Source organism: Azospirillum sp. TSH20 (assembly GCF_003115935.1).
In the GTDB taxonomy this organism is placed as follows: domain Bacteria; phylum Pseudomonadota; class Alphaproteobacteria; order Azospirillales; family Azospirillaceae; genus Azospirillum.
Genome location: NZ_LGQU01000102.1, coordinates 15,893 through 28,538, shown reverse-complemented (window position 1 = coordinate 28,538; position 12,646 = coordinate 15,893). Strand labels below are relative to the sequence as shown.

Genomic DNA, 12,646 nt, shown 5'->3' with positions numbered 1-12,646 from the left:
CCGGGGATAATGGGGGTTACTCGGAAGGACAGGTTCCATGACGTTCGATCGTACCGGCCGGTTGGCGGAAATCCCGGCACTTTTCCCGACATTGGCGAAGCTGGACGAGGACTCGGCGACCCTTCTGGGCAACGCCGGGCGGCGGGTGAACGTTCCGCGCGGGACCGTCCTGTTCCGTGCCGGTGACCGATGTCACACCTTCCTGATGGTTCTCGACGGCGCGGTGCGGGTGCAGATGGCATCGGAGACCGGGCGCGAGATCGTGCTGTACCGCGTCGGCCGTGGCGAGACCTGCATCGTCACCACCGCCTGCCTGCTGACCGACAAGCCCTACAGCGCCGAGGCGGTGGCGGAGACCGACATCGACGCGGTGGCGCTGGCGGCCGGCCCCTTCCACGAACTGGTGGCGCGCTCCGCCGCCTTCCGCGACTTCGTCTTCGCGTCCTTCGGCAACCGGCTGACCGGCATGATGATGCTGATCGAGGAGGTCGCCTTCGGCCGCGTCGACCTGCGCCTCGCCCGCTTCCTGGCCGACCGCCGCGACACGACTGGCAGGCTGGACACCACCCATCAGGCGCTGGCGGTGGAGCTGGGCACCGCGCGCGAGGTGGTGAGCCGCCAGTTGAAGGAGTTCGAGCGCCGCGGATTCGTGGCCCTGTCGCGCGGCCGCATCCAAGTGCTCGACCCGGCGGCCCTGCTGGCGCTGGCGGAGGAACGGTGAGGGGCAATCTTTTACCGGAGTCGGCCCCCTGTGACTCCGTCACAGACGCAAGCGGCGGCTCGGCATAAACCGGTGCGATGCGGGACGCGGGTCCCGTGGACATCGCTTCAATACCGGACAGGTGCCGCCATGAATTGCCGCAACATGGGCCCGGTGGATCGCGCGCTGCGCGCCATCGTCGGGCTGATCCTGATTTCGCTGACCGTCGTCGGTCCGCAGACCCTGTGGGGACTGGTCGGGCTGGTGCCGCTGCTGACGGCCGTCGTCGGCTTCTGCCCGGCCTACACGCTGCTGGGCATCAAGACCTGCCGGACGGAAGACCGCACCGCCTGACCGATGCGTTAGCCGGACATGCGAACGGCCCGCTCCCTTCCGGGGCGGGCCGTTCGCGTTTCCTGACCAAGAGCCTCGGCCGGAGCCGCGGATCGTCAGGCGCGCGGGGCGTGCTTGTTCAGGATGCGCTGCAGGGTGCGGCGGTGCATCTTCAGGCGGCGCGCGGTCTCGGAGACGTTGCGGTCGCACTGTTCGAAGACGCGCTGGATGTGCTCCCAACGGACCCGGTCGGCCGACATCGGGTTTTCCGGCGGCTGCGGCAGCGGCCGGCCATCGGCCAGCAGCGCCGATTCCACCGCGTCGGCGTCGGCCGGCTTGGGCAGGTAATCGACGGCGCCGGCCTTCACCGCGGCGACGGCGGTGGCGATGTTGCCGTAGCCGGTCAGCATGACGACGCGGGCGTCGGGGCGGGCGTCGCGCAGGGCCGATACCACGTCCAACCCGTTGCCGTCGCCCAGCCGCAGGTCGACCACCGCGAAGGCGGGGGCGGATTCCTGCGCCACCTCGATGCCGAGCTGGACGCAATCGACCGCGACGACGTTGAAGCCGCGCTTTTCCATGGCGCGGGCCAGCCGCGTGCGGAAGGGGGCGTCGTCGTCGACGATCAGGAGGCTGCGGGTGACGTCGCCAGTGAATGTCAGTTTGACGGCATCGCCCGACAGCAGGTCATCGGTTGTTTTGAGGGTGTCCACCGTGAAACCTCATTTCTTGGCGTTGATGGTCTTCCAGCGCACGGAAATCCGCGCACCCGTTCCGCCCTGGTTGGAATGCCCGCCGGCGGTCTGGTCGGCGGGCGGAGTGCCGGCCGGCGGATTGTTGGTGTAGCGCACGGTCGCGCCGGTCTTTTCCAGCAGCGTCTGCGCGATGAAGATGCCCAGCCCCATATGGCCGCCGCCCGTCTGCCCCTTCGGGCCGGACCGCTCGCCACGCACCGACAGGTACGGCTCGCCGATGCGGCCCAGCAGATGGGGCGGAAAGCCCGGGCCGTCGTCCATCACCGTGATGGTGACGCCGCGGCCGTCCCAGGCGGCGGCGACCGTCACCTTGTGGCGGGCGAACTGGTGGGCGTTCTGGATGAAGTTGCCGATGCCGTGGATGATCTCCGGGCTGCGGCGCAGGAAGGGCTCCTCCGCCTCGCCGACCGGGTGGGGTTCCACGACGAAGTCGATGTGGCCGAGACGATGCGGCGCCGCGGCAGCCTCGATCAGCGTGGTCAGCGGCAGCCGTTCGAACGGGTCGCCGCCATCGGCTTCCGGCTTGCGCGCCAGATCGGCCAGGATCTCGCGGCAGCGCATCACCTGGCTCTGCAGAAGCTCGACATCCTCGCCATAGGGGCTGTCGGGCGGCAGGTCGCGCGCCAGCTCCTTCGCCACCACGGCGATGGTGCCGAGCGGCGAGCCCAGCTCGTGCGCAGCCGCAGCGGCGAGGGCACCCAGCGCGCCCAGCCGCTGTTCGCGGGCGAGCGCCACCTGCGAGGCGGAGAGCGCGTCGGCGAAGCGACGCGCCTCGGCGGCGACGCGGAAGACATAGCCGGCGATGAAGACAGCCGACACCGACAGCGACAGCCAGACGCCGAAGGCATAGAGCGGCGCCATCGAGCGCACCGGCTCCTCCCACGGCAGCGGGAAGTGCCAGAGGGCGAGCGCGGTCAGGCAGATCAGGTTCAGCCCGGTCAGCAGCACCGTGCTGTAGCGCGACAGGATGGCCGCACCGACGGTCATCGGCGCCAGCAGCAGGATGGCGAAGGGATTGCTCAACCCGCCGGTCAGATAGAGCAGCAGCGTCAGCTGCAGCATGTCGTAGCTGAGATACAGCGCGGCGTCGCGGTCGGCCAGCCGGAGCCGGCCGCCGCGCTGGGCCATCGCCACCACGTTCAGCAGGGCCGACGCGCTGATGGCGGCCAGGACCGGCCCCAGCGGCAGCGGGAAACCCAGACCGAGATTGACGAAGGCCACCGCAGCCAGCTGCCCCAGCACCGCGACCCAGCGAATCAGGATCAGCGTGCGCAACGTGATGCGGCCGTCGGGCTGCGCCCAGTGCGGCGGCGAAGCGAGCGGGAGCGGTGCGGTCAGCGCGCTGGCGAAACTCACCATGATCCGTACCCCCGGCCTGCATGCATCTGGAGCGCATGCCCCTGGCGGTTGCGGCGGACACCGCCATATTCTGTGCCCATGACCGAACAGATCGCTGTCTTATCGCCCGCCATAAGGGCCGACGGATTGACCAAGCGCTTCCCGGCTCCGGACGGACGGGACGTGACGGCGGTCGACGCCATCACCTTCACCGTGCCGCGCGGCAGCGTCACCGGCCTTCTCGGCGGCAACGGGGCGGGCAAGACGACGACCATCTCGATGCTGCTGGGGCTTTTGCTGCCGACGGCCGGGACGGTGGAGATCCTGGGCGTCGACATGGCGCGCCACCGGCATGCCGTGCTTCCGCGCATGAACTTCTCCTCCCCCTACGTCGAACTGCCCCATCGGCTGACGGTGCGGGAGAACCTTACCGTCTATGCCCACCTCTACGGTTTGACATGCGTCAAAAAGCGCGTCCAAGAATTGGCCGAGCATCTTGACCTGTCGCGTTTTCTCGATCGCCCCTCCGGCGGGCTGTCGGCGGGGCAGAAAACCCGCGTTTCCCTTGCGAAAGCTTTGCTCAACGACCCGGAGCTTCTGCTGCTGGACGAGCCGACCGCCTCGCTCGATCCCGACACCGCCGACTGGATCCGGACATATCTTGAGCGGTACCGCCTTCGCACCGGCGCCACCATCCTGCTCGCCTCCCACAACATGCTGGAGGTGGAGCGGCTGTGCGACGGCGTGCTGATGATGCGGCAGGGCCGGATCGTCGACCGCGGCGCCCCCTCCGCCCTGGTCGCCCGCTATGGCCGCCAGACGCTGGAGGAGGTCTTCCTCGACATCGCCCGCGCGTCCGACGACGTTGCATCCGACGGCGGGATCCTGGCCGGGGAGGCCGCCGATGCAGCCGAATGAGGAGGCGATCCCCCATGCCATTCCAAGGGCCGACTTCTCGTTGCGGCGGGTCGGCGCCATGGTTCTGCGCTACTGGTATCTGCTGCGCGGATCCTGGCCGCGCATTCTGGAACTGGCCTATTGGCCGACCATGCAGATGATCCTGTGGGGCTACATCAACCAGTTCATGGCCTCGACCAACGGCGGCGGCAGCGGATGGGTGGCGCAGGGTGCCGGCGTGCTGGTCAGCGCGGTGCTGCTGTGGGACGTGCTGTTCCGCGGCCAGCTCGGCGTCTCCATCTCCTTCCTGGAGGAGATGTGGTCACGCAACCTCGGCCATCTGTTCGTCAGCCCCTTGCGCCCCGGCGAATGGGTGACGGCGCTGATGACCATGAGCCTGCTGCGCACCCTGATCGGCGTGCTGCCGGCGGCGGCGCTGGCGATTCCCTTCTTCGGCTATTCGGTCTTCGCGCTGGGCCTGCCGCTCGCCGCCTTCTTCGCCAACCTGATCGTGCTGGGCTGGTCGCTGGGGCTGCTGATCGTGGCGCTGATCCTGCGTTACGGCATGGGGGCGGAGGGGCTGGCCTGGATCGTCGTCTTCATGCTGGCCCCGGTCAGTGCGGTCTATTACCCGGTCTCGGTCCTGCCGGCCTGGCTGCAGCCGGTGTCGCTCGCCCTGCCGTCGGCCCATGTGTTCGAAGGCATGCGGGCGCTGGTGTTCGACGGCGTCCTGCGCTGGGACCATCTGGCCTGGGCGGTCGGACTGAACGTGGTCTACATGGCGGCCGGCATCGCCGTGTTCCTCTATGCCTTCCACCAGGCGCGCGTGCGCGGGGCCTTGCTGCAAACTGGCGAATAGCGGGCCGGCGAATAGCGGGTAGAGTGTCCGCCCAATTCCGTCAGCGACACCGGAGACCGCGCCCATGACCGCCCACACCCGCAGCCCCGACCTGTTCGACCGGCTCGTCGCCGAGGCGCGGCCGGACTGGTCGGCCTATGTCGACCACGCCTTCGTGCACGGGATGGGCGACGGGACGCTGCCGCAGGCGTGCTTCCGGCATTATCTGGTGCAGGATTACCTGTTTCTGATCCATTTCGCCCGCGCCTATGCGCTCGCCATCTACAAGGGCCGCGACCTGCGCGAGATGCGGGCGTCACTGAACGGCCTGAAGGCGATCCTCGACGTGGAGATGGACCTGCATGTCGGTCTGTGCGCCGGCTGGGGCCTGCCGGCCGCCGAGCTGGAACAGGCGGCGGAGGCCAAGGCGACGATGGCCTACACCCGCTATGTGCTGGAAACGGGCCTGCGCGGCGACCTGCTGGACCTGCATGTGGCGCTCAGCCCCTGCGTCATCGGCTATGCCGAGATCGGCCGCCGGCTGGCCGGGCTGCCCGGCGCGCTGGACGAGTCCAACCCCTACCGCGTCTGGATCGCGGAATATGCGGGGGAGGCCTATCAGGAGGTGGCGCAGGCGGCGCGGGAGAACCTCGACCGGCTGGCGGCGGACGGGATGACGGAGGCGCGCTTCCCCCGTCTGCTGACCGTCTTCCGTCAGGCCTGCCGGCTGGAAGCCGATTTCTGGGAAATGGGCATGACGCTGGCGGGGTGAAGGATCACCCCTGCTTGCCGGCCGCACCCTTCTCCCGGTCCACCGCTTCCAGAATCCGCTGCAGCGCCTCGGTGCTCAGCGGCGAATCCATGGTCAGGCCGTCGCCGAACTTGCGGAGGGCACCGATGGCGCGGCGGCGGGCGATGAACTCGTCGTCGCCGGCCTCGAACGGCTCGACCACCGGACCCTTGTAGTAGCTGCCGCGGAAGCTCCACTGGCGGCGCCCGTCGGCGCGCCATTCGCTGCCGTCGGACAGGACCATGCAGCGGCCGCCCTCTTTATAGCGCTCCACCGTTGCGATGGATTGCGGAATGGACTGGCCGCTGCGGATCGTCACGCGGTCGCCGACGCGGAAGCTGGCGGCAGTGAACATGCTGTCTCCCTGAATGGCGCACACCCCCGATGGGGCCGGAGCGCCGCAATATTCGTGAAGGCGCTGTTTTCCACCAGATGCCCCGGCAAATCCAGCGCCTAATCCAGCACCAAGTCCAATTCCCGACTCAGCCGGCCTTCTCGGCGGACGGGGGAGTGCCTGCCGGGGCCGGCGCCTTTTTCGTCAGCTGGGCGATGTAGATCCGGGCCAGCGACTTCAGGATCGGCGGCATCGCCGTCACCGCATCCTCGAAGCTGCGCTTGTCGATGACCTCGCAGATGCCGCCGGCGACTGCCACGGCGGTGACGTCGGGCTGGCGGCCGGTCAGCAGATAGATCTCGCCGAACAGCCGGCCCGGCCCGAGCGTCGCGATGTCGTCGCCCAGCGTGCCGCGGCCGGGGCGGAGCGCCACGCGGCCGGACTGGATCAGGTAGGCGGCGTTCACCGGCTCGTTTGGGCCGAAGAAGACATGCCCCTCGCGGATCATCCGGCGGTCGACCACTTTCTGAAAGGAGTTGGTGGAACGGAAATCCACCGCATTGCCGTACCGTTCGACCGCCGGCAGGCCATAGTCGCGGCGGATGGCGGCGATCAGGCTCTGCAGCAGGAACGACGCCAGCGGCGGACTGCGCTTCAGCAGCCCGCGGAAGGCGTCCCGCGTCACCTCGACGCAAGACACCTCGGTCAGCGAGCGCACGGTGGCGCTGCGCTCGCCATCGTCGATCAGCGCCATCTCGCCGACCACCGCCCCCTTGCCGACGACGCTCAGCCGCCGGGTGCCGCCGTCCGGCAGGGTCAGCAGCACCTCCAACTCGCCGGATTCGATCAGCCACGCCCGGTCGGCGCGCTCGCCCTGACGCATCATCACGATGCCGGGACCGATGGTGTAGCGCTTGGGGCCGATCGCTGCAGGCTGCGTCATGGAATGGCTCGGGACAGGCGGAAGGTCATCGCCGCACTCTACCCCAAGGCCAGGGGATCGTCAGCCGCCGGTCTTCATCACCCCGCGGCGGTCGCGCGCCGGACCGCCACCATGGCCGAGGAACTGGCGGAGAAAGGCGACGACCTCCGGCGAATCCCACTCCACCGCGCCTTCGACGCGGCCAAGCTCGCGCCCTTCCGGATCGACCAGGATGGTGGTGGGCAGGCCGCGCAGAGACAGCACCTTCATCGATTCCGATCCGGGATCGAGGAACACCGTCAGATGCTCCACCCCCGTCTTCTTATAGAAGGGCTCCACCGCCGTCCGCCCGCCGCGGTCCAGCGACAGCGCCACCACCTGGAAGGCGTCGCCGCCCAGCTGGGACTGCAGGCGGTCGAGCGACGGCATCTCCTTGACGCAGGGCCCGCACCAGGTCGCCCACAGGTTCAGCAGGATCACCCGGTCCTTGAAATCGGCAAGATCGACCCGCCGCCCTTCGGCATCGACGAAGGACAGCGGCGGCATCGGCTTCGGCTCCGCCCCCTTGAACTTCTCCAGCTTGTCGGCGCCGGTTGATGCGACCGGCGTGGCGGCATCCGCCGCGCCCAGCCGCACCACCTCGGGGGCGCCCGAGCCGGGGTTCGGCGCCGCACCGGCGCTCCACCACAGGCCGGCCCCGGCCATGCACACACAAACCGTTGCGACGGCCGCCAAAGTCCGCATACTCACGCTTCCTCGCTCCCCTTCACCCGAATGCCCCGGTATCCGTCCCCATGAGCGCCGATCAGACCCCGCCGAATTCCGCCGCCCCCACGGGCTCTGCCGCACCCGCCGCCAGCCAGATGTGGGGCGGGCGATTCGCGCGCGGTCCCGCCGCCATCATGGAGAAGATCAACGCCTCCATCGGCTTCGACAAGCGGCTCGCCGACCAGGACATCGCCGGGTCGAAGGCCCACGCCGCGATGCTGGCCAAGCAGGGCATCATAACCCAGGCCGACGCCGATGCCATCATCGACGGCCTCGACCGCGTGAAAGCAGAGATTGACGCCGGCAGCTTCACCTTCAAGGTGGAGTTGGAGGACATCCACATGAATGTGGAGGCCCGGCTGGCCGAGCTGATCGGCGAACCGGCCAAGCGCCTTCACACCGGCCGCTCGCGCAACGACCAAGTGGCGACCGACTTCAAGCTGTGGGTGCGCGACGCCATCGACCGGACCATCGCCGGCCTGACCGCGCTGCAGACCGCGCTGATCGATCTGGCGGAGCAGCACACCGGGACGGTGATGCCCGGTTTCACCCACCTGCAGGCGGCGCAGCCGATCAGCTTCGCCCATCACCTGCTGGCCTATGTCGAGATGTTCGGGCGCGACCGCAGCCGCTTTCGCGACGCCCGCTGCCGGCTGAACGAATGCCCGCTGGGCTCGGCGGCGCTGGCCGGCACCCCCTACCCCATCGACCGTTTCATGACGGCGGAGGCGCTGGGCTTCAACCGGCCGACCGCCAATTCGCTGGACGCGGTGTCCGACCGCGACTTCGCGCTGGAATACCTGTCGGCGGCGTCGATCTGCGCCATGCACCTGTCGCGCTTCGCCGAGGAGATCGTGATCTGGTGCTCGGCCCAGTTCCGCTTCATCAAGCTGACGGACGCCTTCACCACCGGCTCGTCCATCATGCCGCAGAAGAAGAACCCCGACGCGGCGGAGCTGGTGCGCGCCAAGGCCGGCCGGGTGATCGGCAGCCTGAACAGCCTGCTGATCGCCATGAAGGGCCTGCCGCTGGCCTACTCCAAGGACATGCAGGAAGACAAGGAGCCGGTGTTCGAGGCCGACGACACGCTGGCGCTCTGCATCGCCGCCATGGAAGGCATGGTGCGCGACATGCAGCCCAACGTCCCGGCGATGCGCGAGGCGGCCGACCGCGGCTTCCTGAACGCCACCGACCTTGCCGACTGGCTGGTGCGGGAGTTGAACATGCCCTTCCGCGAGGCGCACCACGTCACCGGCCGTGCCGTGAAGGCGGCGGAGGACCGGCGCGTCGGCCTGACCGACCTGACGCTGGATGAACTGAAGGCCATCGAGCCGCGCATCACCGAAGCCGTCTATCCGGCGCTGAGCATCGAGGCGTCGCTGAACAGCCGCACCAGCTTCGGCGGCCCGGCCCCCGTCCGCGTGCAGGAGGCGGTGAAGGCCGCCCGGGAGCGTTTCCTGTGAACCGCAGCCTCACCCTGACCATCCTCGCCCTGGCCGGCGCCCTGGCGCTGGCCGGCTGCGGCAAGAAGCCGAAATTCGTCGACAGCCCGGTTCCGGAGGGTCAGGTCGATCCCTTCCCGCGCACCTATCCCAACCCTTCGCAGGACCCGAAGCCCGGCAAGCCGGCCGGTTCCGGAGTCCAGTTCCCATGAACGCCGCCCGCACCGGTTCGCCGAATGGTTCCCCGATGAGCGTCTTCGCCTACCGCAACGGCATGCTGCATGCCGAATCCGTCTCGCTGGAGGATGTGGCGCGGGAGGTGGGAACGCCCTTCTACCTCTACTCCACCGCGGCGCTGGAATCGCACTACAACGCCTATGCCGGCGCCTTCGCCGGCCAGGATGCCGGCGTCTGCTATGCTTTGAAGGCCAACTCCAACCTCGCCGTCATCCGCACCCTGGCGAAGCTGGGCGCCGGCGGCGACGTGGTGTCGGTGGGCGAGATGAAGCGGGCGCTGGCCGGCGGCATCCCGGCCGAGCGCATCGTCTTCTCCGGCGTCGGCAAGACCCGCGACGACCTGCGCGCCGCGCTCGAGGCCGGCATCCACCAGATCAATGTGGAATCGGTGCCGGAGCTGGAGGCGCTGAGCCAGATCGCCACGTCCATGGGCGTGGAGGCTCCGATCGCCTTCCGCGTCAACCCGGACGTCGACGCCAAGACCCACGCCAAGATCGCCACCGGCAAGAAAGAGAACAAGTTCGGCATCGATTATGACCACGCGCGCGAGATCTACCGCCGCGCCGCGGCCCTGCCGGGCATCAAGCCGGTCGCCATCGCCGTCCATATCGGCTCGCAGCTGACCGACCTCGCCCCCTTCCGGGCGGCTTACGAGCGGGTCGCGGCCCTGCTGCACCAGCTGCGCGAGGACGGCCACGACATCCAGCGCCTGGACCTCGGCGGCGGTCTCGGCATCACCTACAAGAACGAGGCGCCGCCCGATCTGGCCGACTATGCCGCGATGGTGCGCTCGATCACCGGCAATCTCGGCTGCCGCATCACGCTGGAGCCGGGCCGCTCGCTGGTCGGCAACGCCGGCATCCTGGTCAGCCGCGTCATCTATGTGAAGCAGGGGCTGCACCGCCGCTTCGCCATCGTCGACGCGGCGATGAACGACCTGATCCGCCCGTCGCTGTACGACGCCTATCACGGCATCGTCCCGGTGGCGGAGCCGGCCGAGGGCGTCGCTGCCGAGCCCTACGACGTGGTCGGCCCGGTGTGCGAGAGCGGCGACACCTTCGCCGTGCAGCGCCCGCTGCCGCCGCTGGCCGACGACGACCTCGTCGCCTTCCTGTCGGCCGGCGCCTATGGCGCGGTGATGGCCTCGACCTACAACACCCGGCCGCTGGTGCCGGAGGTGCTGGTCAACGGCGACCGCTTCTCCGTCATCCGCCCCCGCCCGACGGTGGAGGAGATGCTGGCGGCCGAGCGCGTGCCTGATTGGCTTTAGAAAACGCTGGCTGTAACGGTCGGCGGCGCGAAGGGAGTATGCGGCTGGCCGCCGCGGTCGATGGCCCTAGGTCAGGCTCGACCGGTCCCCGCCATGGCGGCGGGCCGGTCCGACCATGACCAGCAAGGGGAGACATCACCATGGCGATGCGGCAATCGGATGCCGAATGGCGCGGCGACCTGAAATCGGGCAGCGGCAAGATGCGGCTGGGCAGCGGCGCCTTCGAAGGCAGCTACTCCTTTCCCTCCCGCTTCGAGAACGGCCAGGGCACCAATCCTGAGGAGCTGATCGCGGCGGCGCATGCCGGCTGCTTCTCCATGGCTCTGTCGGCCGGACTCAGTCAGGCCGGCCACACGCCGACCCGCGTCCACACCACCGCCAAGGTGCATCTGGAGAAGGCCGGCGCCGGCTTCGCCATCAGCCGGATCGAGCTGGAATGCGAAGCCGAAATCCCCGGCATCGACGAGGCCACCTTCCAGGAACAGGCGAACGGCGCGAAGGCCAACTGCCCGGTGTCGAAGGCGCTGGCCGGCACCCAGATCAGCCTGACCGCCAAATTGGTCTGAGCAAGCCGGTCCGATCGGCGCGCGCCGCCCACCGCCGGGTGGCGCGCGCCATGCGCAATTTTGGCTCCAACGATAATAATGAGCGCTGCCGGCGAGCGACTTGCCACAATGGCACTGGTCTTCCGTACCCGCCGCTCGGCCGAAGGGAAGATTGACCCCACCGGCCCCCCCACCCATAGTGCCGCGTTACGCATACGGGAGCCAAATCTTCCGTTTGCCGATCCACTTGAACGACGGCCAATGTTTTCCGCAGCCCTCCACCTGTTCCGTCCAATCCTGGTTCTGTTTGCCCTCGCGCTTTCGCTTGCGGCAGTGCCGGCTGCCGGGCAGACGGAGCGGGACCTTCCCGGGGAGCCGGTGGTGCTGGCGCTGGACGGCGAGTTCGGGCTGACCAACAGCACCTCGGCCGAATCCATCCAGCGCGGGATCCTGACCGCCATCGACGACATCAACCGCAATGGGGGCGTTCTTGGCGGCCGGCCGCTGACGCTGATCACCCGCGAACACCGCTCGATCTCCGCCCGCGGCATCAAGAATATCCGGGAACTGGCCACCATCCCCGGACTGGTCGCCGTCTTCGGCGGCCGGTTCAGCCCGGTGGTGATCGAGGAGCTGCCGGTCCTGGAACAGACCCGCACCCTGTTCCTGGCCCCCTGGTCGTCAGCCGACGACATCGTCGACAACGGGATGGAGCCCAACTACATCTTCCGGCTGTCGTTGCGCGACAGCTTGGCAATGCCCTTCCTGCTGAAGCGCGCCACCGACCGCGGCCTGACCCATGTCGGGCTGCTGCTGACCAACACCGCCTGGGGACGATCCAACCTGGAGGCCGCCAACAGCTACCTCGCCGGGCACAAGACGCCTGATCTGGTCGGCACCGCTTGGTACAACTGGCGCGACCGCTCGCTGATCGACAAGTACCAGGCGCTGGCCGATGCCGGCGCCCAGGCGATCCTGCTGGTCGCCAACGACGACGAGGCCGCCGTTCTGGTGCGCGAGGTCGCCGCCCTGCCGCCGCAGCGGCGGCTGCCGATCCTCAGCCATTGGGGCGTCACCGGCGGCGATTTCGTCGGACAGGCCGGACCGGCCCTGCAGGAGGTGGATTTCAGCGTGATCCAGACGGTCAGCCCCTTCCGCATCCCCAAGGACCGGCTGGCTCCGGTGCTGGAGACCGCCGGGCGCCTGTTCGGCATCCACCGGCCGGAGGACATCGTGTCGCCGGTGGGCTTCCTGCACGCCTATGATCTGACCCGCATCCTGGCGCTCGCGATCGACCGCGCCGGCACCGCCGACCGCGCCGCCGTGCGCGACGCGCTGGAACAGGTCGGCCCCTATCACGGGGTGACCCGCGACTACGACCGCCCCTTCGCCCCCGGCCGGCACGAGGCGCTGGGGCCGGACGACCTGCTGATGGCCCGCTTCCGCGCCGACGGCGTGCTGGTTCCGGTGGATTGAG

15 protein-coding genes are annotated in these 12,646 nt (G+C 68.9%); 10 read left to right on the top strand and 5 right to left on the bottom strand.

Features of this window, described 5'->3' with window-relative positions; genetic code table 11:
* Window positions 1-37: 37 nt before the first annotated feature.
* Together TSH20_RS25040 and TSH20_RS25035 are read left to right on the top strand one after the other, a co-directional pair.
* On the top strand, window positions 38-721 hold the full coding sequence (locus TSH20_RS25040) for a Crp/Fnr family transcriptional regulator (RefSeq protein WP_109157165.1): 684 nt from the start codon (window positions 38-40) through the stop codon (window positions 719-721).
* Window positions 722-850: 129 nt separating this feature from the next.
* Window positions 851-1,054, top strand: coding sequence for a DUF2892 domain-containing protein (locus TSH20_RS25035; RefSeq protein ID WP_085092153.1), 204 nt, complete (start codon window positions 851-853; stop codon window positions 1,052-1,054).
* 95 nt (window positions 1,055-1,149) lie between these two features.
* Here TSH20_RS25035 and TSH20_RS25030 read toward each other — a convergent pair whose 3' ends face one another.
* Window positions 1,150-1,719, bottom strand: coding sequence for an ActR/PrrA/RegA family redox response regulator transcription factor (locus tag TSH20_RS25030; protein WP_044553362.1), 570 nt, complete (start codon window positions 1,717-1,719; stop codon window positions 1,150-1,152).
* 36 nt (window positions 1,720-1,755) lie between these two features.
* Window positions 1,756-3,147 (bottom strand): ActS/PrrB/RegB family redox-sensitive histidine kinase, encoded by a 1,392-nt coding sequence (locus tag TSH20_RS25025; protein ID WP_109157164.1) that lies wholly within the window; start codon window positions 3,145-3,147, stop codon window positions 1,756-1,758.
* Window positions 3,148-3,225: 78 nt separating this feature from the next.
* On the opposite strand from TSH20_RS25025, the gene TSH20_RS25020 reads away from it, so the two are divergent.
* The 3 genes from TSH20_RS25020 to tenA all read left to right on the top strand — a co-directional run bounded on the left by TSH20_RS25020 (window position 3,226) and on the right by tenA (window position 5,633).
* Window positions 3,226-4,044 carry an ABC transporter ATP-binding protein gene (locus TSH20_RS25020; protein ID WP_109157163.1) on the top strand — a complete coding sequence of 273 codons (819 nt, stop codon included), beginning with the start codon at window positions 3,226-3,228 and terminating at the stop codon, window positions 4,042-4,044.
* Window positions 4,031-4,882: an ABC transporter permease gene (locus TSH20_RS25015; RefSeq protein WP_109157162.1), complete on the top strand. Its 852-nt coding sequence runs from the start codon at window positions 4,031-4,033 to the stop codon at window positions 4,880-4,882. The genes TSH20_RS25020 and TSH20_RS25015 overlap by 14 nt, the downstream gene beginning before the upstream one ends.
* Window positions 4,883-4,946: 64 nt before the next feature.
* Window positions 4,947-5,633 carry a thiaminase II gene (gene tenA, locus TSH20_RS25010; protein ID WP_109157161.1) on the top strand — a complete coding sequence of 229 codons (687 nt, stop codon included), beginning with the start codon at window positions 4,947-4,949 and terminating at the stop codon, window positions 5,631-5,633.
* Window positions 5,634-5,637: 4 nt separating this feature from the next.
* Here the strand turns inward: tenA and TSH20_RS25005 are convergent, their stop codons facing one another.
* The 3 genes from TSH20_RS25005 to TSH20_RS24995 all read right to left on the bottom strand — a co-directional run bounded on the left by TSH20_RS25005 (window position 5,638) and on the right by TSH20_RS24995 (window position 7,612).
* The gene (locus TSH20_RS25005; protein ID WP_109157160.1) at window positions 5,638-6,006 is read right to left on the bottom strand and encodes a hypothetical protein; all 369 of its coding nucleotides are present in this window, start codon (window positions 6,004-6,006) and stop codon (window positions 5,638-5,640) included.
* Window positions 6,007-6,133: 127 nt separating this feature from the next.
* Window positions 6,134-6,928, bottom strand: a complete 795-nt coding sequence (locus tag TSH20_RS25000) for a cyclic nucleotide-binding domain-containing protein (RefSeq protein ID WP_109157159.1) — start codon at window positions 6,926-6,928, stop codon at window positions 6,134-6,136.
* A 60-nt stretch (window positions 6,929-6,988) separates the two neighbouring features.
* Complete coding sequence (locus TSH20_RS24995; protein ID WP_247871583.1) at window positions 6,989-7,612, bottom strand: TlpA disulfide reductase family protein; 624 nt, start codon at window positions 7,610-7,612, stop codon at window positions 6,989-6,991.
* Between the two features lie 89 nt (window positions 7,613-7,701).
* Between TSH20_RS24995 and argH the strand changes: the two genes are divergently transcribed.
* From argH to TSH20_RS24970, 5 genes are all read left to right on the top strand, one after another.
* Complete coding sequence (gene argH / locus TSH20_RS24990; RefSeq protein ID WP_109157157.1) at window positions 7,702-9,138, top strand: argininosuccinate lyase; 1,437 nt, start codon at window positions 7,702-7,704, stop codon at window positions 9,136-9,138.
* Window positions 9,135-9,329, top strand: a complete 195-nt coding sequence (locus TSH20_RS24985; protein WP_109157156.1) for a hypothetical protein — start codon at window positions 9,135-9,137, stop codon at window positions 9,327-9,329. Before argH ends, TSH20_RS24985 begins: the two co-directional genes overlap by 4 nt.
* Before the next feature lie 35 nt (window positions 9,330-9,364).
* Window positions 9,365-10,624, top strand: a complete 1,260-nt coding sequence (lysA, locus tag TSH20_RS24980; RefSeq protein ID WP_109157177.1) for a diaminopimelate decarboxylase — start codon at window positions 9,365-9,367, stop codon at window positions 10,622-10,624.
* Between the two features lie 140 nt (window positions 10,625-10,764).
* Window positions 10,765-11,190 carry an OsmC family protein gene (locus tag TSH20_RS24975; protein ID WP_109157155.1) on the top strand — a complete coding sequence of 142 codons (426 nt, stop codon included), beginning with the start codon at window positions 10,765-10,767 and terminating at the stop codon, window positions 11,188-11,190.
* Between the two features lie 240 nt (window positions 11,191-11,430).
* Window positions 11,431-12,645 (top strand): ABC transporter substrate-binding protein, encoded by a 1,215-nt coding sequence (locus TSH20_RS24970; RefSeq protein ID WP_109157154.1) that lies wholly within the window; start codon window positions 11,431-11,433, stop codon window positions 12,643-12,645.
* Window position 12,646: the final 1 nt, after the last annotated feature.

What these genes read in the sequence shown, in the direction of transcription:
- TSH20_RS25040 (WP_109157165.1), top strand. Translation starts at nt 38, where the DNA reads ATGACGTTCGATCGTACCGGCCGGTTGGCGGAAATCCCGGCACTTTTC.
- TSH20_RS25035 (WP_085092153.1), top strand. Translation starts at nt 851, where the DNA reads ATGAATTGCCGCAACATGGGCCCGGTGGATCGCGCGCTGCGCGCCATC.
- TSH20_RS25025 (WP_109157164.1), bottom strand. Translation starts at nt 3,147, where the DNA reads ATGGTGAGTTTCGCCAGCGCGCTGACCGCACCGCTCCCGCTCGCTTCG.
- TSH20_RS25020 (WP_109157163.1), top strand. Translation starts at nt 3,226, where the DNA reads ATGACCGAACAGATCGCTGTCTTATCGCCCGCCATAAGGGCCGACGGA.
- TSH20_RS25015 (WP_109157162.1), top strand. Translation starts at nt 4,031, where the DNA reads ATGCAGCCGAATGAGGAGGCGATCCCCCATGCCATTCCAAGGGCCGAC.
- tenA (WP_109157161.1), top strand. Translation starts at nt 4,947, where the DNA reads ATGACCGCCCACACCCGCAGCCCCGACCTGTTCGACCGGCTCGTCGCC.
- TSH20_RS25005 (WP_109157160.1), bottom strand. Translation starts at nt 6,006, where the DNA reads ATGTTCACTGCCGCCAGCTTCCGCGTCGGCGACCGCGTGACGATCCGC.
- TSH20_RS25000 (WP_109157159.1), bottom strand. Translation starts at nt 6,928, where the DNA reads ATGACGCAGCCTGCAGCGATCGGCCCCAAGCGCTACACCATCGGTCCC.
- TSH20_RS24995 (WP_247871583.1), bottom strand. Translation starts at nt 7,612, where the DNA reads ATGGCCGGGGCCGGCCTGTGGTGGAGCGCCGGTGCGGCGCCGAACCCC.
- argH (WP_109157157.1), top strand. Translation starts at nt 7,702, where the DNA reads ATGAGCGCCGATCAGACCCCGCCGAATTCCGCCGCCCCCACGGGCTCT.
- lysA (WP_109157177.1), top strand. Translation starts at nt 9,365, where the DNA reads ATGAGCGTCTTCGCCTACCGCAACGGCATGCTGCATGCCGAATCCGTC.
- TSH20_RS24975 (WP_109157155.1), top strand. Translation starts at nt 10,765, where the DNA reads ATGGCGATGCGGCAATCGGATGCCGAATGGCGCGGCGACCTGAAATCG.
- TSH20_RS24970 (WP_109157154.1), top strand. Translation starts at nt 11,431, where the DNA reads ATGTTTTCCGCAGCCCTCCACCTGTTCCGTCCAATCCTGGTTCTGTTT.